This window comes from Stappia sp., assembly GCF_048261845.1.
Lineage (GTDB): Bacteria > Pseudomonadota > Alphaproteobacteria > Rhizobiales > Stappiaceae > Stappia.
In genome coordinates, this window is the sequence record NZ_JBLXFR010000025.1 from 1 (window position 1) to 17,416 (window position 17,416).

A 17,416-nucleotide genomic window follows, 5' to 3' on the forward strand; every position below is an offset into this window, starting at 1 on the left:
GACGCCATGCCGCAGGGCATCTCCCTCGAGACAACGATGCGCACGGCCATCCACCGCTGCATGGGATGCGACCGGCCGCGAGACTGCGCCGGCTGGCTGGATGCGCATGAGGACGGCGCGCGGCAAACGCCGGACTATTGCCGCAATGGCGAGTTGTTCGCCCGCTGGACCGGCCGTGACTGAAAACCCGGCCATGACTGAAAACATGGACTGAACACCGGGGCCTGGCCGGGACCTGGCCGACCCCAAGGCCTACTTGCGCTTGCGGCGCGTGCGCTTGCGGATGCCGTAGACGAACATGGCGATCAGCAGCGCCCCGACGAAGCGGAACGGCAGCACGGCCAGCGGCCCGCCGTCATAGCCGCCGATAGGCCGCACCCCGCTCAGGTTGAGCGATGCGTCGATCAAAACGCTCAACGCCGCCGCGGCGAAGGCCGCGATGATCAGCTTGGCGCGCGCATCCGCGTACCAGCCGAGCGCCGCGCCGATCAGCAGCGCGAACGGATTGAGAAGGCCGGCCAGCCCGAAGAGCAGGGAAAGGGATTCGGCGGGTGTCATGACGGTGTTTTAGGTCCGAAGCGCCGAAAAGAAAAGCCGCCAGACTTGAGACCGGACCTGCATCCGGCGCCCTCTCCTGCGGCAAATTGGCAACGCTGGGGACAAGACCCGCCGCCCGGCCGGCGCGCGCGGTTGCGACCGCCGGCAATCGGCGGTACCTGGATATCGTCTTTTGATGGAGATTTGATGCGCGGAACCCGCGAGGCCCGGTAAAGCCCGGTCCTGATTGACGACCGGGCGAGAACCCAAACGACGCCGCATGCGACAAGGGCTGCGGCGGTCGACGGTCGAATTGCATCTTCCGGAACTGACATCCCGATGGATATTTCAAGGACCGAGCAGCGGGTCCTGCACCTGCTCGCTCAGGGCGGCTGCGTGCTCGTCGAAAAGGACGAGCGCGGCCGCATCGACGTGTTGCGCATCGTCACCCGCGAAGGGTGGCACCACACCGGCCTGACGCTGGAGCTTTTCCGCAAGCTCAAGCGCCGGCGGCTGATCGCCTCGTCCAACTCCGGCCCCTACCGCATCACGCGGCTCGGGCTGGTGCGCGTGCGCGCGCAGGCCGACAACAGGTAGAAACCAACGCCCCGGGGAGCCTGGAATGGCTTCCCGGGGTGGGGGCAGCGGGCGGCTTGCCTCGAATTGGCGACTGCCGAACGTCCGGACTGCCTCAAAGAGTGTGGCCATGCCGTATGAGGACAATTCAGAATCCGGCCCTGTTTGTTGAATGCGGTCTCTGTACACGCAAGCCATGCGTGACATACATTCGACCAGAATGGCTGTGATCAGCATGATGAGCATTTCGCCGACTGAATTTCGGTTGAATTAGGTGAATGGAAAAAGACGCGCTCAGTCGAAACACTTCGCACTTCTTGATTCCCTCAAACGGTCGAAATGTGTTTTGCAAAATCGCGACTTCGTCCGGAACGTGCCGATGTTAAGTTGGGACCACTTTGCGGTCCAGGTTTCCACATCGCAGAGCGTCTGCTCCAACTGTACGCGTCCGCAACGCAGTGGTAGCAACGAAACAAGACGCGTAGCTGGAAAATGGCGAGGAAGAGCTCTGACTATCGAAATCAAGGAACCAACGCTTAATGTCTGAGAACAACTCGGCTTCCAAGGTATCGATTGAGGATTTTCCGTCTCCGATCGCGGAACTCAGATCGCTTATTCGTGAGAGGAAGATCACCAAAGATCTTTTTGAGAGAATTGAATTCAAAAAGCTATTGGAAAAAATCTCTGAATGTGCGGCAAGCGATGATCCAAGCACAGTTTGGATTTCCATTTCGACACTCGGACGAATGGCTTCAATTTCGAAACCGGCGGAAAGGATTGCGACTCCGCTGATTGCGCAAAGGCTATCGAACACGTTACCGGACGCAATTCGTTTGGACGACGGCGAAGATCGCTACTACCTCGCAAAAGGCCTGGAGACTACCGAAAACAAGAAGATCGTGGACTTGGCATTTAAGGAGATAGCAGAGGAGGATGTAGCTGAGACCGCTAGGCGCGTCTGGGTGACCATAGCTTTAAAAAACAGTGCAACTCTGACTGAGTTTTTGAAACGCATCAACAAAGAGATTTCACTTACCATACCGTCGCTGAACGATAACCCAGATGCGATATGTCGAAGAATTCGTCGAATTAACTCAAGCGTTGAAGACGTATTAGCAACCGCTGAAACCAAACCCGGTGAAGATATTGGCATTCAACTCAGGTCTCTTTATCTAAGCCACCTACCCAATTCTGGGCCTATTGATCGAGACTTACGAGATGATACATCCGAAGACTTTCTTTCGAGTTTGAAACGAATTGCGCGTCTCAATTTCGTAGCTCGCACTGACCCCGTCGTATACAGGATTGTGGACGGAATCCGCAGGTGGTGGCGTCCCGCCTCACCTCCAAAGAGCTTTGAGATCAAAGCGGAGCAAATCACTCGGTTAGGCGTCGAATCTTTGCTCTCATTCGCCAAGCAAGGGGTAATGAACAAGCCTTTACGGGAAGCACTGACTACCGCATCCAACAAACAGACTGTCGAGAGAGCTGCGCGAGAATTTGCGTCCCAGTCGTTGGGCATAGAACCAGACATCGCCTACTGGTTCATAAACGGCACGGAGCCAAGAGAAACGCGATCTATTCGAGCTGTTGACGCTATATCAGAGACCAAACTTGACGAGTATATCGCCCACCTGTTGATTTCCTTGGAATCATCAGAACTACAGGGAATCGAGTTAGAGCAAGCGCTAAAAGATGTTGTAGACATAATGCCCGCAGAAGGTGAAACATTAAGCAGGGCAAGTAAGCGGTTTTCGCAGGTTGCGCAGTGGAGCCGAGCCATTGCGAGGATGAGGCGGATTGAGCTGAGTCCACTTCAGAATGAGACCGTATCCTATGACCCGAGTGTTCATGCTGGAGACGATGACCTGAAGATTGGCATATCGGCAAGGGTATTGACGTCTGGTGCAATTAGGAAAATTCAGGGCGATATTCAAGTCGTCCTGATAAGGGCGGAGGTAGAACGTTTATATGGATAGAAATACTTCTAAATTAATAATACAGAGCCTCCTCGAGCGCTTTAACAAATCCAACGCTGAAGTTTTTTTGACTTCGATCGAGGCCGAGGCTTTGCGGACGCTTTTAGGGGGCGAAAAAGAAACTTCAGAGCGTATCGTCTCGGCGGCTGAGCCTACCTCAGATACTTCCATCAAAAAGTCTTACACAGTTGCCTATCCAGCCCCCAGCTTGATTGATGACAATCACATTATGTGTCTCGATTTTGGTACATCGTTCTCGAAGGCCTTCGCATGTACTGCCGATGACCCCGAAGACGTCCCTGAGCTTTTTCCTCTTGATTTGGGATCCAACGAATCCGGCGAATCACAATTGCTCTTGCCATCCGAGTTATTCATTGACGACGGCGTGATGTATCTTGGACGCGCGGCTCGTGCGCAGTTTGATTCTGTCGAAGCTCCACAAGATCGACTGATTGATAGTCCTAAGCAATTTATCACTTTGACCCAAGACGTTGGGGCGCTTCACGGTCGGAAGTTAGATCCGACTCAAGACCCCACCAGCACTTTTTCTCAAAGAGATGCATTGGTAATTTATTTGGCCCATTTAAATTTTCTGGCCGAAAAATCACTTCGCGACAAAGCTATCAGCGTTGACTTAAAACGCCGATATGCTCATCCAGCTTGGAAGGCTGATCACTTCCCGAAAAACAGCCATGAAATGCGCCGCATAATTGCCGAAGCGATTGCTCTCTCTCGATGCAGCGACGACACGTTGAAAGAAAGTCTTACAGTAGACATTGCAAAGGATCTTGTAAATCAAGCACGACAACTAAGTGATGAGGATCTCCCGTTCTCATTGATCGGCGATCCAGTGTTGGAAGCAACCGCTGCTGGAGCAGGAGCTTTGATAGGAACTCCTGAAGGCAACAGAATTCCATACGTCATACTCGATATTGGAGCAGGCACAACGGATGTGGCGGGTTGCATTTGCGTCAATAATCCCACCAAGAGTCGGGTAACAGTCGCTGAAGTCAGGCCAGCTGCGAATGCTATCAATCAAGCTGGGAATATAATAGACAACCTACTATTAAAATTAATCCTTAATAAAAGCCACCTTGTTGATGGGACGCAAGAATACAGACGGGTCCAGTCTGCCTTGAAGAGAACGATCCGGACCAATAAAGAACTTCTCTTCACACAGGGATCCGTAACGATTTCGACGGTAACTGGTGACGTAATCGACGTAGTTCTTGAGGAATTTCTTGAGGAAAATTCCGTAAAGCTTCTTTTCAAGAAAATCACCGACCTTGTTAAGACTGCCGCCTTCTATGTTGCTGGTGACGATAAAGAAGTTAGAGTGGCTCCTACCGGCGGCGGTGCCAACCTCCCGCTTGTCCAAGAGCTAGATGGCAGCGTGATCGAAAAAGAAGGTAAACGCTTAAAACTGACGCTAGTTGGTTCCATGCCTACAGCTCTGGAAGAAGTCTATCCGCAGCTAAGCGACTCCTATCCTCAGATTGCCGTTGCCGTCGGCGGCGCTCTACCGAGCCTTCCTGTTCAGGTAAAAAGTATCGCTGAAGGCATTTCAGATCCCGGCCAGCGGTATATCGCCCCTATGTATAAATCATAGCCAAAGATGATGTGAGAACCGCAGCTGGGGGCAAGTTGTTTCTTGCCTGGCTATATGAGCGTATCCGCGCAGCCCACCGGCCGAATGCATGCTTTCCGTCGGCTCCGATCCTAGGGCAAGGCCGGCTACAAGATGCAAGATCGCCGCCAACAGGCAAGGGACAAGGCGCTCACGGCGCCTCCTCCCCCTCAAAGGCATACCCTTCGTCGGCCCAGCCGGTCATGCCGCCGATCATCACCTTCACCTTGCGGCCAAGGCTCGCGAGGCGGATCGCCGCCTTGTCGGTGCCGTTGCAATGGGGGCCGGCGCAATAGACGACGAAGAGCGTTTCCGCCGGCCATTCGGCCATGCGCCGATCCGTCATCTTGCCGACCGGCAGGCTGATCGCGCCGGGCACATGCGCCCGTCTGTAGGCCTCGGCACCGCGCACATCGCAGAGGACAAAGTCCGCAGCGCCGGCTGCCTGCGCCGCATGAACGTCGGCGCAATCGGTCTCGAAGGCGAGGCGCTGGCGGTAATGCGCGAGCACGGCGTCCGCGCTGGCGGGCGCGATTTCGGTAACGGGGCTGGTCATGAAAACTCTCCGGTCTGGATGTTGCCGGTCGATATTGCGCAGAACGCCGGCTGGCAGCCAGTGGCGGAAGGCGCTATAATCCGGCATATCCTGCCAATCCCGCCGTCACGAGCCCTGGATGAACACCCCGCCCAATGTCCATGTGATTGCCTATGACGGGCTCTGCACGTTCGAGTTCGGCGTCGCCTACGAGGTCTTCGGCCTGCCCCGGCCCGAGGCCGGCCCCGGCTGGTACCGCTTTACGGTCTGCGCCGCCGAGGACAGGCCCTTGCGGGCCGCCGGCGGGCTCTCCGTCTCGGTCGATGCAGGGCTCGACGCGCTGGACGAAGCCGACCTCATCGTCATTCCCGGCTGGCGCGGCCTGTCAGAGCCCGTCCCGCAGCGGCTGACGGACGCCTTGCGAAAACAGCACGGGCGCGGTGCGCGGCTGATGTCGCTGTGTTCCGGCGCGGTTGTCCTGGCCGAGGCCGGCATTCTCGACGGGCGCCGCGCGACCACCCACTGGCGCTACCTGCCTGCGTTGAAGGACCGTTTTCCGAACATTCGCTTCGTCGAGGACACGCTCTATGTCGACGAGGGCGACATCCTGACGGCGGCCGGGTCCGCCGCCGGCATCGATCTGTGCCTGCATGTCGTGCGCCGGGATTTCGGCGCGGAGCTTGCCAACGGGGTTGCCCGCCGTCTGGTGGTACCGCCCCATCGCGACGGGGGCCAGGCGCAGTTCGTCGCCTCGCCGGTGCCAAGCGCACACGAGAGCGGCCGGCTCGGTCCGGTCTTCGACTGGATCCGGCAAAATCTCGGCGATCCGATCAAGGTCGACGGACTGGCGAGGAAGGCCGGCATGAGCGAGCGCACCTTTCACCGCAGGGTGATCGGCGCCACCGGCCTCTCCCCCGGCGCGTGGATCCTGCAGGAACGGCTTCGCGCCGCGCAACTCCTGCTCGAGACACAGCCGCACCGGCCGCTCGAGGACGTGTCGCTCGCCTGCGGTTTCGGCTCCGCCGACAGCTTGCGGCGGCAGTTCCGCGCGCGGTTCGGCGTCACGCCGTCAAGCTACCGCAGACGGTTCGGCGGGCCTCCGGCCGAGGGTCGCGGCGGCCTCGCCGGTCTCGCCTCGCAGGATCAGCCTCCAGGGGAATAAGCCAGGCCGACAACCGCAAGGCCGATCGCGGCAATCGCGGCACTCAAGGCAAGCACAAGCAGCACCGGGCGGCCGCGACGGCCTTGCCGGGCTTCCTGCGGGGTTTTCTCGGTAGGAGTATCGTTCATCGGAAAATTCGGTCCTCGGGCCGGGTTGGAGGCATCTCCATGGTCAACCGCCCTGCCCCCGGCATGGTTCCAAGGTCTCATGGTCCTGGGACCCGGCATTTCCGCCCGGCGGGGTTGCCTTCGGGCCGGGGAACGAATGGCGGTTTCGATCGTTCTTCCTGCTGCAACAGCGTCAGCACGCGGCGCCGCCGGCGTTTCCGCGTCAACTGGCCGGCGAAGCGACTGGCCGGCAAACAGGACGGAGGAACGTACATGGGTACGCAGGATCGCCCGAGCATCAAGAACGAGGACGTCTATGAGGCGCTCCGCAAGGAGGGCAACAGCAAGGAAAAGTCCGCCCGCATCGCGAATGCCCAGGAGCGCGAGGATCGCGACCCCGCGAAGAAGGGCGGCAAGGCGCCCCCTTACGAGGAATGGACCAGGGAGGAGCTTTACGACAGGGCGGCCGAACTGGACATCGAGGGCAGGTCGGACATGAACAAGGCCGAGCTGATCAAGGCCCTTCGGAGCTAGGGGCAGGACATTCAGTCCTTTCCAAATCTCTCCGGTTGTGGATTGCTTTGCGCAAGCAGACATCTTCGCGGGAGCAATTCATGACCCTTGAAACATGGCTGGCCTTTTCCGCCGCCTCCTTCGTGCTTCTGGCCATTCCGGGCCCGACGATCCTTCTGGTCGTGGCCTACGCACTCGGGCACGGCCGCGCCGCCGCCTCGGCAACGGTCATCGGCGTTGCCCTTGGCGACCTTACCGCGATGACGGCCTCGATGCTGGGCCTCGGCGCGCTGCTGGCCACTTCGGCGACGCTCTTCACCGCGCTGAAATGGATCGGCGGTGCCTATCTCGTCTGGCTCGGGATCAAGCTTTGGCGGGCGCCGGTCGCCATCGTTCCGGATGCCGAACCCGACGCGCCCCGCGCGTCGGCCCTGCGGATCGCCCTGCACACCTATGCGGTGACGGCGCTCAACCCGAAGAGCATCGTCTTCTTCGTCGCCTTCCTGCCGATGTTTCTCGACACGGCGCAGCCCTTGCTGCCGCAGATGGCGATCCTGGAGGTGACGTTCGTCACCCTCGCCACACTCAACGCCGCCGCCTACGGGCTGATGGCGTCAGTCATCCGCACCCGCATCCGCAAGCCCTCCGTGCGGATGTGGATCAACCGGACCGGCGGTTCGATGATGATCGGCGCCGGCCTTCTGGCCGCCGGCTGGCGGCGTGCGGCGGCGAGCTGAAATCCCCACGCGGTCCTTCGCCTTGTCCCCGTCCGGACGCGGCCGGCAGCGGAAACAGTGCGGCGGCCGGCAAACAGGACGGCCCGGACGGGATCCGTCCGGGCCGTCTTCAAACATCAGGTTTCAGGCGACAATCCCGATAAATTTTCGAGCAATTCTTGCAAGATCCAGCGCAGGAATTGACTCAATTGCACCTACCACCACTTCGCCGGCTCGAAGTGGCCGGCGGCCTCTTCCAGCACATGGCCGAGCGTGTAGAGCGTCTCCTCGTCGAACGGACGGCCGATCAGCTGCAGCCCGAGCGGCAGCCCGTCCCGGTTGAGACCGGCCGGCACGGCAAGCCCCGGAAGACCGGCCATGTTCACCGTCACGGTGAAGATGTCGTTGAGATACATCTGCACCGGATCGCCGCTGAAGGCGCCAGGTGCGAAGGCCGCATCCGGGGTCGCCGGCGTCAGGATCGCGTCGACGCCGGCCTCGAAAGCCAGGTCGAAATCGCGCTTGATCAGCGTGCGCACCTTCTGCGCGCGCAGGTAATAGGCGTCGTAATAGCCGGCGGAAAGCACATAGGTGCCGATCAGAACGCGCCGCTTCACCTCGGCTCCGAACCCGGCGGCGCGGGTGTTTTCATACATGTCGGCAATGTCTTCGCCGGGAACCCTCAAGCCGTAACGCACGCCGTCATAGCGGGCGAGGTTGGACGAGGCCTCGGCCGGTGCGACGATGTAATAGGCCGGCAGCGCGTATTTCGTGTGCGGCAGGTTGATCTCGACGATCTCGGCGCCGGCCGCCTTCAGCCACTCGATGCCCCTGGCCCACAGCGCGTCGACCTCCTCCGGCATGCCCTCGACCCGGTACTCGGCCGGAATGCCGATCCTCAAACCCTTGACCGAACGGCCGATCGCCGCCTCGTAATCGGGCACGGGCATGTCCACCGAGGTCGTGTCCTTCGGGTCGCTCGAGGCCATCGAGCGCATCATGATCGCGTTGTCGCGCAGGGTCCGGGTGATCGGCCCGGCCTGGTCGAGCGAGGAGGCAAAGGCGACGACGCCCCAGCGCGAGCAGCGCCCGTAGGTCGGCTTCATGCCGACCGTGCCGGTCAGCGCCGCCGGCTGGCGGATCGAGCCGCCCGTGTCGGTCGCAGTCGCGCCAAGGCAAAGCGAGGCGGCAACGGCGGCCGCCGAACCGCCCGACGAGCCGCCCGGCACCAGCGCCTCGTCGGAGCCGGCGCGCCGCCACGGATTGACGACATTGCCGTAATAGGATGTCTCGTTCGACGAGCCCATGGCGAACTCGTCCATGTTCAGCTTGCCGAGCATCACGGCACCGTCCGCCCACAGGTTGGCGGTGACGGTCGATTCATACGGCGGCTTGAAGCCGTCGAGGATGTGGCTGCAGGCCTGCGTATGCACGCCTTCGGTCGCGAAAAGGTCCTTGATGCCGAGCGGAATGCCTTCCAGCGCCCCGCCCTCGCCCCGGGCCAGCTTCTCGTCCGAACGCGCCGCCATCTCGCGGGCCCGGTCGGGCGTGACCGCGACATAGGCGTTGATCGAGGGATTGGCCGCCTCGATCGCCGAAAGATAGGCGTTCGTCAGCTCGCTCGCGCTGATCTCGCGGGCGGCAAGCCGGTCGCGGGCCTCTGCCAGGGTCAGTTTCGTCAGCTCGGTCATCTGGGTCGTCTCGCTGGGACTTAAGGTCACGCTGGAATGGTCTGCGCCGCGCGCTCACGGCATGTCGTTGCGCCTGTCTCGCGCCCTGCGCGGCTCCCGTCAAGTCTTGCAGGCCGTGCCGGCGGCAACCAGTTGCTTGCGGCAGAAGACGGAAAAGGGCGTATCGGGGTAATCCAGCACCGGCGGGCTTTCGATGCCCGCCACGAAGGCCATGGCTTTATTCCACGACCTTCGGGACCATGAAGAAATTGTCGTCGGAAGCGGGCGCGTTGCCCGTCACCTTGTCCGGGTAGCCGCCGTCGGTGACCGCGTCCTGGCGCTTCTTCATCTCCTGCTTGACCACCGAGGTCATCGGCTCGACGCCCTCGACGTCGACCTCGTCAAGCTGCTCGACAAAAGCCAGGATCGTGTTGAGCTCGCCGGTCATCTTGCCGGCCTCGTCGTCCGTGACCTTGATCCGCGCCAGATGGGCGACGCGCTTCACCGTATCGATATCGACGGACATGCAAACTCTCCAGAAGCTCGGAACCGGCCCGTTCCGCTGGCGACCCTTCTTGGATCCACTCCGAACGGCCACATGATGACGGCTGGCGAAGCGAACGCCCCGCCTTTCCCAACGGCCTATATCACCCGCTTCCTTCCCCCTGCAAGACAACAGGCCCGCACTCAGGCGCAAATACGTCCGCCAACGCCGGCCGGCATGGCCCGCGCGCCGCTGACGAGACTGCGCAGCAGCCGGTCGTCGCCAAAGGCCCGGTCGACGCGCCCGCCCCGCTCCTGGCGTTCCTCGACAATGCGCCCGAGCCGCCAGCTTTGCCGAAAGATCACCGTCTCGCGCACCATCCGCCCGTCGACATCGACCCCGTCGAAGCGGCAGGCGAACTCCGCCATTTCCCGCGCCCTGTCGCAGACAAGGTCGTCGACCGTGCCGCGCAGCATGGTGAAGCGGCGCAGCACCGGCATCATCTTGCGCAGCACCGCCTCCAGCCCGTCGGCGGCAAGCGCCCCATTGTCGTAAAGGCGGATGTCGGGCGCGAAATGGGCGCGGGCAGCACCGGCAAGGTCCCCGCGCGACAGGGTCACGATGTAATCATCAAGGCGGGAACGAAACGGCAGCGCTTTCGCGCCGGAAGCAAAGGGACGGACAATGTTGGTCATGGCTGCACCCGTTCTGGACAGATGAGAACATTACGTGAACATTCATCATCTGTCCAGCGGGTCGCCAACGAAAATCGGCAGGCCTCCGCCCGCCCCGGATCTCCTCAGACCTCCAGCGAGGCGCCCGGCGCCGTCACCTTCACGCGCGAGCCCTGGTCGCCCATTTCCCGCACGAAGGCATCCGCCGACTGGTCGAGGATAGGGAACGTGCCGTAGTGGCAGGGAATGACCGTGTCGAAGTCGAAATAGCGGCGGCAGGCCAGGGCGGCCGTGCGCGCGCCCATGGTGAAGCGGTCGCCGATCGGCACGATGCCGACCTTCGGCGCGTAGAGTTCGTTGACCAGCGCCATGTCGCCGAAAATGTCGGTATCGCCCATGTGATAGAGCACCGGCTGCCCCTTCGCGCGGACGATCAGCCCGTTCGGCTGACCCATGTAGACCGGCGGCCAACCGCCGGCGAGCGACGACGAGGTGTGATGCGCCTGGGTGAGCGAGACGGCGAAGGGACCGACATCGACGGTGCCCCCGCAGCCCATCGGGTTGATGTTCTCGTGCCCCTGCGACTGCACCCACATGGTTATTTCAAAGTTCGCGGTGACCTGCGCGCCGGTCGCCTTGGCGATGGCGATCGTGTCGCCGATATGGTCGTCATGTCCGTGAGTCAGCAGGATATGGGTCACCCCTTCGCTCGCCTGCTCGACGCTCATGTCGGCGGGAAAGGACGGGTTTCCGGAAAGAAACGGGTCGATGAGGATCGTCGCGCCGGGAGTTTCCACGCGAAAGGCCGCGTGGCCAAGATGGGTGATCTTCATTGCATTGCCTCGTCTTTTTCGGGTGTGTCGCAGGGGCGGCCCCTGCGCCATGATTGTCCGGTGGGAATCTAGCCGCTTGAGCGGCAACCGCAATCCCGCGATCTGTTCGCCCGCGCATCGCCGTGCTAAAGCCGGGAGATGGCACATGATCCGCTCCTGTCGCACGAGGATTTCGCCGCCGCCCTGCCCCCGGGCCGCCGGCTGCTCGGCCTTGATCTCGGCACCAAGACGATCGGCCTCGCGCTCTCCGATCTCGGACGTGGCATCGCCTCGCCTCTGGAGACCATCCGCCGCAAGAAGTTCGGTCTCGACGCCGCCCTCCTGCTCGACATCTGCCGCAAGCACGAGATTTGCGGCCTGGTCATAGGGCTGCCGCTGAACATGGACGGTTCCGAAGGTCCCAGGGTCCAGGCGACCCGCTCCTTCACCCGCAACCTCGCCCCGCTGACGGATCTGCCGATGACCGCCTGGGACGAGCGCCTGTCGACGGCCGCCGTCACCCGCACGCTGATCGAGGCCGACCGCTCGCGCGCACGCCGGGCCGAACTTGTCGACAAGATGGCCGCCGCCTTCATCCTTCAGGGCTATCTCGACCGTCTCGCCCATCTGGCGCGCAACGCGCAACGACAGGAACCCTCGCCGTGAACGGCATTCTCAACGCGCTCGTTCCGGTCCTCCTCGTCATTGCCGCCGGCCATGTCGTTGCCCGCATGGGTCTCATCACCGGCGACCAGTGGCGCGGCATCGAGAAGATCGCCTATTTCCTGCTGTTTCCCGCCATCATCATCTCGACCGTCGCGCGCACCGACTTCATGGCGATCCCCGCCTTCGAGATGAGCGCCGCCCTGGTCCTGTCCATCTTCGCGATGACGGCTCTCGCGCTGGCCCTTCAGCCGGTCCTGAAGCGCAGCTTCGGCATAGACGGCCCGCGATTTTCATCCGTCTTCCAGGGCGCGACACGCTGGAACACCTTCGTCGCGCTGGCCATCGCCGACGAATTGCTGGGCGCCGACGGCGTTGCGCTGCTGGCGGTGGCCGTGGTCGCGATGATCCCGCTTCTCAACATCATCAACGTGCTGGTGCTGTCGCGCTTTGCCAGCGGCGAGGCGCCGGGTGCCGCGAAGATCGCGCTCGATCTCGTCCGCAACCCGCTGATCTGGTCGACCGCCGTGGGTCTTGCGATCAACCTGACCGGTCTGCCGCTGCCGCGCTTCGCCTGGTCGACACTGGAGATCCTCGGCAGCGCGGCGCTTCCCATCGGCATCGTCTGCGTCGGCGCCGGGCTCAATCTGGGCTCCCTGCGCCGGCCGGGTCCCGCCTTGACGAGCGCCACCGTCCTCAAGCTTGCCGTCATGCCGCTCTTCGGCTTCCTTTTCGCGACGCTGATCGGCGTCCACGGCCCGGCCTTCACGGCGGTGATGATCGCCATGTCGGTTCCCTCCGCCGGCAATGCCTACCTGCTCGCCCGCCAGATGGGGGGCGACGCGCCGCTGATGGCCGAAATCCTGACACTGCAGACGCTGGTCGCGGCCGTCTCCATGCCGCTTGTCCTCCTCATCGCCGTTTAGGGCGCCGTCGCGGTGGAGAAGCGTTCTCAGCGCTTGAGCCCCTGGCCCGCAGCGCCTATAGGGTACGCTTTAATGAGCACACCGACCTCTCCTCTCGCGGAGCTTTATCCGCACCGTCACCTTCTCGGCATCGAGGGCCTGCAGCCCCACGAGATCACCGCCCTTCTCGACAGGGCGGAAGCCGCCGTGGAGATCAGCCGGCAGGTGGAGAAGAAAAAGTCCGTCCTGCGCGGCCGCACCCAGATCAACCTCTTCTTCGAAGCCTCGACACGGACGCAGTCGTCCTTCGAGATCGCCGGCAAGCGGCTCGGCGCCGACGTGATGAACATGTCGGTCTCCTCGTCCTCGGTGAAGAAGGGCGAGACGCTGATCGACACCGCCGCGACGCTGAACGCGATGCATCCCGACATCATCGTCGTCCGCCATCATGCAGCCGGCGCGGTGCATCTTCTGGCGCAAAAGGTCGGGTGCTCGGTCGTCAATGCCGGCGACGGCGCCCATGAGCACCCAACCCAGGCGCTGCTCGACGCGCTGACGATCCGCCGCCACAAGGGCGGGATCGCCCGTCTGACGGTGGCCATCTGCGGCGACATCCTTCATTCGCGCGTCGCCCGCTCCAACATCATCCTGCTCAACGCGCTCGGCGCGCGGGTGCGGGTCGTCGCCCCGTCCACGCTGCTGCCAAACGGCATCGCCCGGATGGGGGTCGAGGTGTTCCAGGACATGCGCAAGGGCCTTGCCGGCGCCGACATCGTCATGATGCTGCGACTTCAGCGCGAACGCATGGCCGGTTCCTACATTCCCTCCGTGCGCGAGTATTTCCGCTATTACGGCCTCGACCGGGACAAGCTCGACAGCGCCAAGCCGGATGCGCTCGTCATGCATCCCGGCCCGATGAACCGGGGCGTGGAGATCGATCCCGAGATCGCCGATGGTCCGCAAAGCCTGATCCGCGAGCAGGTCGAGATGGGCGTTGCCGTGCGGATGGCCGTTCTCGAGGCGCTCGCCGCCCACCTGCCGAACAATTGAGGAGGACGACCATGGCGGCGACCCCGACCCCGATCCTTCTCGCCAATGCCCGCGTCATCGACCCGGCCAATGGCATCGACGAACAGGGCTCCGTCCTGCTTGTCGACGGCCGCATCGCGGCCGCCGGAGCAACCGCCCTCAACCAGGGTGCCCCGGAGGGCGCGCAGGTGATCGACGTCGCCGGCGCGGTCGTGGCGCCGGGACTGATCGACATCGGCGTCACCGTCGGCGAACCCGGCGGCGAACACCGCGAGACGCTTGCAAGCGCCAGCCAGGCGGCAGCCGCCGGCGGCGTCACGACCATTGTCACCTCGCCCCAGACCGATCCCGTCATCGACGATCCGGCCCTGGTCGACTTCGTCCTGCGCCGCGCCCGCGACACGGCCGTGGTCAATGTCCACCCGCTTGCGGCGCTGACCAAGCAGCTCGGCGGCGAGGAAATGAGCGAAATCGGCCTGCTGCGCGAGGCCGGCGCCGTCGGCTTTTCCAACGGCCACCGCTCGGTCACCCATTCCGGCATGATGCGGCGCCTGCTGACCTATGCCCGCGACTTCGATGCGCTGGTGATGCATCACACGGAGGATCCGGACCTTGCCGGCGCGGGCGTCATCAACGAGAGCCTTGCGGCAAGCTGGAAGGGCCTGCCTTCCAGCCCGCGCGAGGCGGAAATCATCATGGTCGAGCGCGACCTCAGGCTGGCCGCTCTCACGCGCGGGCGCTATCACGCCCAGACCGTTTCCTGTGCCGACAGTGCTGTCGCCGTCGGCCGCGCAAAAGGCAAGGGCCTCGACGTCACCTGCGGCATCTCGATCAACCACCTGACGCTGAACGAGAACGACATCGGCCCCTACCGGACCTTCTTCAAGATGTCGCCGCCGCTGCGCTCCGAGGAAGAACGCCTCGCCATGGTCGCCGCGCTCGCCGATGGCACGATCGACGTCATCATTTCCAATCACGACCCGCAGGATGTCGAGACCAAGCGTCATCCCTTCGCGGAAGCCGCCGACGGCGCCATCGGCCTGGAAACGCTGCTCGCCGCCGGGCTCCGGCTGGTTCATGCCGGCGAAGTCCCGCTGTCGACCCTTCTGGCGGCGATGACATGCAATCCCGCCCGCCGCCTCGGCCTGCCCGGAGGCAGCCTTGCCACAGGCGCTCCGGCGGATATCGTCGTCTTCGATCCGGACCGGCCCTGGGTTCTCGACAAGGCCCGGATCCGCTCGCGCTCGAAGAACACCCCCTTCGAAGACGCACGGTTTTCCGGGCAGGTCCTCCAGACCATCGTTGCGGGACGCATCGTCTCGTCCTAGAATTGCACCACAATCACAACCGGAGGCTGCGCGTGCCCGACCCGATAAGCTGGAGCCTGGCCCTGCCCTATTTTCTCGCAGCCCTTGTTTTCGGCTACCTGCTGGGCTCCATCCCGTTCGGCCTTGTCATCACCCGCCTTGCCGGCGAAGGGGACATCCGCAAGATCGGCTCCGGCAATATCGGCACGACCAACGTGCTGCGCACCGGAAAGAAGCATCTCGCGGCGCTGACCCTCATCGGCGACATGCTGAAGGGCACGCTCGCCGTTCTGGTCGCCGGACGCTTCGGCGGACCCGACATCATGGTCATGGCCGGCCTGGGCGCGTTTCTCGGGCACCTCTTCCCGCTTTGGCTGAAGTTTCGCGGCGGCAAGGGCGTCGCCACCTATCTCGGCGTCCTGCTCGGCCTCTTCTGGCCGGCGGCTCTCGCCTTCGCCGTCATCTGGGTCGGCGTTGCCCTTGTCTCCCGCTATTCCTCGCTCTCGGCGCTGGTCGCCAGCCTCGTCACGCCCCTTCTGCTCTATTTCGTCTTTGACCGGGTACAATTCGCCGAACTGATGGGTCTCCTGTCATTGATCCTCTGGGCCAAGCATCACGAGAACATCGGACGTCTCCTGAAGGGCACCGAAGGCCGCATCGGAAGCAAGGGATGACCTCGCAGCGGTCCGAAGCGGGGCGCGGCCGCGTCCTCACGGATCGCCAGCGGCTTGCCTGGCTGCGCCTCATCCGCTCCGAGAATGTCGGACCGATCACCTTTCGCGAACTGATCAACCACACCGGATCGGCCGAGGCCGCGCTTGCCGCCCTGCCCGAGCTTTCCCGCCAGGGCGGAAAGAGAACCATCCGGATCGCGTCCCAGATCGAGGCGGAAGAAGAGACCGCGGCCCTGACGCGCCTCGGCGGGCGGTTCCGCGCGCTTGGCGAATACGGCTACCCGCCGCTGCTGCGCCATGTCGACGGAGCGCCGCCGCTGATTGCCGTGCTCGGCTCCGACGACCGTCTCGCGGAGGAGGCGACGATCGCCATGGTCGGCGCCCGCAACGCCTCGCTTGCCGGGCAGAAGATCGCGACCGAAATCGCCAGTCATCTGTCGTCGGCCGGCTACACGATCGTCTCGGGCCTGGCGCGCGGGATCGATGCCGCCGCCCATCGCGCTGCCCTTTCCGGCGGCACCCTGGCCGTCCTTGCCGGCGGCGTCGATATCGTCTACCCCCCTGAAAACCGGGACCTTTACCGGGATATCGCCGAACGCGGCGGCGCCATCGTCAGCGAAATGCCGTTCGGCTGGAAACCCCGCGCCCGCGACTTCCCCCGACGCAATCGCCTGATTTCCGGAATGTCGCTTGCAACCGTTCTGATCGAGGCGGCGCGCGCCTCCGGGTCCCTGCACACGGCCCGCTTCGCGGCCGAGCAGAACCGCGAGGTTTTCGTCGTTCCCGGGTCTCCCCTGGACCCCCGCTCGGAGGGCGGCAACCGCCTCATTCGCGACGGTGCGACACTGGTAGCCGGCGGTCAGGACGTGCTGGAGAGCCTCGGCCCACGTCGGCAACTTGGCGATCCGGTCATACCGCTCGACATCGCCGAACCTGCCGCATCCGATGGTCGGCCTCACCCGCCAAGCGTCGACGATACGGCAAGAGGCAGGGTTCTGGCAGCACTGGGCGGTTCGCCGGTCGAGGTCGACGAGGTCATCCGTCACACCGGCGTCGAAGCGCGCATCGTCCACGTCATCCTGCTGGAACTCGAACTTGCCGGGCGCCTCGAGCGCCATCGTGGCCAGAAGATCAGCCTGATCGACAGCCGCTGACCCTCGGCCCGGATTCAACGAGCACGATCAACTTGCTGCGATCCGCGCCGGCAGGCCGCGGAAACCCGTTCCACAACGGCAAACGCACCTCCACCACCATGCCCGCGACGGTTGTGCACCCCGAACGAGCCCCTTTACCACCCTGAATAGAGATTGTGGTTGTATAAAATACAACCAGTTTTCGGACGTGCTGGCGACCTCGTCAGTTCCGTGCAATCACCACCGGAAACACAACCTCAGGTAAATTTTACCTGCGCACAACTTTTTCCGCACTCGCGCGCTCCATGTCGGC

Annotated in this window: 20 protein-coding genes; 13 read left to right on the forward strand and 7 right to left on the reverse strand. The window is 62.9% G+C overall.

Translation table 11 applies throughout. The annotated features are described in order from the left end of the window. Nucleotides 1–183, forward strand: a 183-nt coding sequence (locus tag ACN0T5_RS11875; RefSeq protein WP_417768815.1) for a DUF6455 family protein, incomplete at its 5' end; no start/stop codon positions are given. 69 nt (nucleotides 184–252) lie between these two features. On the opposite strand, the gene ACN0T5_RS11880 is transcribed toward ACN0T5_RS11875, so the two are convergent. Next, complete coding sequence (locus ACN0T5_RS11880) at nucleotides 253–558, reverse strand: phosphatidylglycerophosphatase (RefSeq protein WP_417768816.1); 306 nt, start codon at nucleotides 556–558, stop codon at nucleotides 253–255. Between the two features lie 318 nt (nucleotides 559–876). On the opposite strand from ACN0T5_RS11880, the gene ACN0T5_RS11885 reads away from it, so the two are divergent. From ACN0T5_RS11885 to ACN0T5_RS11895, 3 genes are all read left to right on the forward strand, one after another. Further along, nucleotides 877–1,134, forward strand: coding sequence for a YjhX family toxin (locus ACN0T5_RS11885; protein ID WP_417768817.1), 258 nt, complete (start codon nucleotides 877–879; stop codon nucleotides 1,132–1,134). Between the two features lie 518 nt (nucleotides 1,135–1,652). Continuing rightward, entirely contained in the window at nucleotides 1,653–3,092 is a 1,440-nt protein-coding gene (locus ACN0T5_RS11890; protein WP_417768818.1) for a hypothetical protein, read from the forward strand. Next, nucleotides 3,085–4,701, forward strand: a complete 1,617-nt coding sequence (locus ACN0T5_RS11895; RefSeq protein ID WP_417768819.1) for a hypothetical protein — start codon at nucleotides 3,085–3,087, stop codon at nucleotides 4,699–4,701. Before ACN0T5_RS11890 ends, ACN0T5_RS11895 begins: the two co-directional genes overlap by 8 nt. A 169-nt stretch (nucleotides 4,702–4,870) precedes the next feature. Here ACN0T5_RS11895 and ACN0T5_RS11900 read toward each other — a convergent pair whose 3' ends face one another. After that, complete coding sequence (locus ACN0T5_RS11900; protein WP_417768820.1) at nucleotides 4,871–5,275, reverse strand: rhodanese-like domain-containing protein; 405 nt, start codon at nucleotides 5,273–5,275, stop codon at nucleotides 4,871–4,873. 118 nt (nucleotides 5,276–5,393) lie between these two features. On the opposite strand from ACN0T5_RS11900, the gene ftrA reads away from it, so the two are divergent. Then, entirely contained in the window at nucleotides 5,394–6,416 is a 1,023-nt protein-coding gene (gene ftrA / locus ACN0T5_RS11905) for a transcriptional regulator FtrA (RefSeq protein ID WP_417768821.1), read from the forward strand. Here the strand turns inward: ftrA and ACN0T5_RS11910 are convergent. Next, the gene (locus ACN0T5_RS11910) at nucleotides 6,398–6,544 is read right to left on the reverse strand and encodes a hypothetical protein (protein WP_417768822.1); all 147 of its coding nucleotides are present in this window, start codon (nucleotides 6,542–6,544) and stop codon (nucleotides 6,398–6,400) included. The two genes, ftrA and ACN0T5_RS11910, sit on opposite strands and share 19 nt — an antisense overlap. A gap of 252 nt (nucleotides 6,545–6,796) precedes the next feature. On the opposite strand from ACN0T5_RS11910, the gene ACN0T5_RS11915 reads away from it, so the two are divergent. Both ACN0T5_RS11915 and ACN0T5_RS11920 read left to right on the forward strand, forming a co-directional pair. Beyond that, nucleotides 6,797–7,057, forward strand: coding sequence for a Rho termination factor (locus tag ACN0T5_RS11915; protein ID WP_417768823.1), 261 nt, complete (start codon nucleotides 6,797–6,799; stop codon nucleotides 7,055–7,057). An 80-nt stretch (nucleotides 7,058–7,137) separates the two neighbouring features. Beyond that, nucleotides 7,138–7,773, forward strand: a complete 636-nt coding sequence (locus ACN0T5_RS11920) for a LysE family translocator (protein WP_417768824.1) — start codon at nucleotides 7,138–7,140, stop codon at nucleotides 7,771–7,773. A gap of 194 nt (nucleotides 7,774–7,967) precedes the next feature. Here the strand turns inward: ACN0T5_RS11920 and gatA are convergent, their stop codons facing one another. From gatA to ACN0T5_RS11940, 4 genes are all read right to left on the reverse strand, one after another. Further along, nucleotides 7,968–9,443: an Asp-tRNA(Asn)/Glu-tRNA(Gln) amidotransferase subunit GatA gene (gatA, locus tag ACN0T5_RS11925; RefSeq protein WP_417768825.1), complete on the reverse strand. Its 1,476-nt coding sequence runs from the start codon at nucleotides 9,441–9,443 to the stop codon at nucleotides 7,968–7,970. Nucleotides 9,444–9,660: 217 nt separating this feature from the next. Then, a complete protein-coding gene (gene gatC / locus ACN0T5_RS11930) occupies nucleotides 9,661–9,948 on the reverse strand; it encodes an Asp-tRNA(Asn)/Glu-tRNA(Gln) amidotransferase subunit GatC (RefSeq protein ID WP_417768826.1) in 288 nt (95 codons plus the stop codon). 161 nt (nucleotides 9,949–10,109) lie between these two features. After that, nucleotides 10,110–10,601: a nuclear transport factor 2 family protein gene (locus ACN0T5_RS11935; protein WP_417768827.1), complete on the reverse strand. Its 492-nt coding sequence runs from the start codon at nucleotides 10,599–10,601 to the stop codon at nucleotides 10,110–10,112. Nucleotides 10,602–10,705: 104 nt separating this feature from the next. Then, nucleotides 10,706–11,413, reverse strand: a complete 708-nt coding sequence (locus ACN0T5_RS11940; RefSeq protein WP_417768828.1) for a metal-dependent hydrolase — start codon at nucleotides 11,411–11,413, stop codon at nucleotides 10,706–10,708. A gap of 138 nt (nucleotides 11,414–11,551) precedes the next feature. On the opposite strand from ACN0T5_RS11940, the gene ruvX reads away from it, so the two are divergent. From ruvX to dprA, 6 genes are all read left to right on the forward strand, one after another. After that, a complete protein-coding gene (gene ruvX / locus ACN0T5_RS11945; protein ID WP_417768829.1) occupies nucleotides 11,552–12,058 on the forward strand; it encodes a Holliday junction resolvase RuvX in 507 nt (168 codons plus the stop codon). Further along, the gene (locus tag ACN0T5_RS11950; RefSeq protein WP_417768830.1) at nucleotides 12,055–12,981 is read left to right on the forward strand and encodes an AEC family transporter; all 927 of its coding nucleotides are present in this window, start codon (nucleotides 12,055–12,057) and stop codon (nucleotides 12,979–12,981) included. Before ruvX ends, ACN0T5_RS11950 begins: the two co-directional genes overlap by 4 nt. A gap of 72 nt (nucleotides 12,982–13,053) precedes the next feature. After that, on the forward strand, nucleotides 13,054–14,010 hold the full coding sequence (locus tag ACN0T5_RS11955; RefSeq protein ID WP_417768831.1) for an aspartate carbamoyltransferase catalytic subunit: 957 nt from the start codon (nucleotides 13,054–13,056) through the stop codon (nucleotides 14,008–14,010). An 11-nt stretch (nucleotides 14,011–14,021) separates the two neighbouring features. Beyond that, entirely contained in the window at nucleotides 14,022–15,317 is a 1,296-nt protein-coding gene (locus ACN0T5_RS11960; protein ID WP_417768832.1) for a dihydroorotase, read from the forward strand. Nucleotides 15,318–15,349: 32 nt separating this feature from the next. Beyond that, nucleotides 15,350–15,970, forward strand: coding sequence for a glycerol-3-phosphate 1-O-acyltransferase PlsY (plsY, locus tag ACN0T5_RS11965; RefSeq protein ID WP_417768833.1), 621 nt, complete (start codon nucleotides 15,350–15,352; stop codon nucleotides 15,968–15,970). Further along, the gene (dprA, locus tag ACN0T5_RS11970) at nucleotides 15,967–17,124 is read left to right on the forward strand and encodes a DNA-processing protein DprA (protein WP_417768834.1); all 1,158 of its coding nucleotides are present in this window, start codon (nucleotides 15,967–15,969) and stop codon (nucleotides 17,122–17,124) included. Before plsY ends, dprA begins: the two co-directional genes overlap by 4 nt. Nucleotides 17,125–17,416 lie beyond the last annotated feature (292 nt).

What these genes read in the sequence shown, in the direction of transcription:
- ACN0T5_RS11880 (WP_417768816.1), bottom strand. Translation starts at nt 558, where the DNA reads ATGACACCCGCCGAATCCCTTTCCCTGCTCTTCGGGCTGGCCGGCCTT.
- ACN0T5_RS11885 (WP_417768817.1), top strand. Translation starts at nt 877, where the DNA reads ATGGATATTTCAAGGACCGAGCAGCGGGTCCTGCACCTGCTCGCTCAG.
- ACN0T5_RS11890 (WP_417768818.1), top strand. Translation starts at nt 1,653, where the DNA reads ATGTCTGAGAACAACTCGGCTTCCAAGGTATCGATTGAGGATTTTCCG.
- ACN0T5_RS11895 (WP_417768819.1), top strand. Translation starts at nt 3,085, where the DNA reads ATGGATAGAAATACTTCTAAATTAATAATACAGAGCCTCCTCGAGCGC.
- ACN0T5_RS11900 (WP_417768820.1), bottom strand. Translation starts at nt 5,275, where the DNA reads ATGACCAGCCCCGTTACCGAAATCGCGCCCGCCAGCGCGGACGCCGTG.
- ftrA (WP_417768821.1), top strand. Translation starts at nt 5,394, where the DNA reads ATGAACACCCCGCCCAATGTCCATGTGATTGCCTATGACGGGCTCTGC.
- ACN0T5_RS11910 (WP_417768822.1), bottom strand. Translation starts at nt 6,544, where the DNA reads ATGAACGATACTCCTACCGAGAAAACCCCGCAGGAAGCCCGGCAAGGC.
- ACN0T5_RS11915 (WP_417768823.1), top strand. Translation starts at nt 6,797, where the DNA reads ATGGGTACGCAGGATCGCCCGAGCATCAAGAACGAGGACGTCTATGAG.
- ACN0T5_RS11920 (WP_417768824.1), top strand. Translation starts at nt 7,138, where the DNA reads ATGACCCTTGAAACATGGCTGGCCTTTTCCGCCGCCTCCTTCGTGCTT.
- gatA (WP_417768825.1), bottom strand. Translation starts at nt 9,443, where the DNA reads ATGACCGAGCTGACGAAACTGACCCTGGCAGAGGCCCGCGACCGGCTT.
- gatC (WP_417768826.1), bottom strand. Translation starts at nt 9,948, where the DNA reads ATGTCCGTCGATATCGATACGGTGAAGCGCGTCGCCCATCTGGCGCGG.
- ACN0T5_RS11935 (WP_417768827.1), bottom strand. Translation starts at nt 10,601, where the DNA reads ATGACCAACATTGTCCGTCCCTTTGCTTCCGGCGCGAAAGCGCTGCCG.
- ACN0T5_RS11940 (WP_417768828.1), bottom strand. Translation starts at nt 11,413, where the DNA reads ATGAAGATCACCCATCTTGGCCACGCGGCCTTTCGCGTGGAAACTCCC.
- ruvX (WP_417768829.1), top strand. Translation starts at nt 11,552, where the DNA reads ATGGCACATGATCCGCTCCTGTCGCACGAGGATTTCGCCGCCGCCCTG.
- ACN0T5_RS11955 (WP_417768831.1), top strand. Translation starts at nt 13,054, where the DNA reads ATGAGCACACCGACCTCTCCTCTCGCGGAGCTTTATCCGCACCGTCAC.
- ACN0T5_RS11960 (WP_417768832.1), top strand. Translation starts at nt 14,022, where the DNA reads ATGGCGGCGACCCCGACCCCGATCCTTCTCGCCAATGCCCGCGTCATC.
- dprA (WP_417768834.1), top strand. Translation starts at nt 15,967, where the DNA reads ATGACCTCGCAGCGGTCCGAAGCGGGGCGCGGCCGCGTCCTCACGGAT.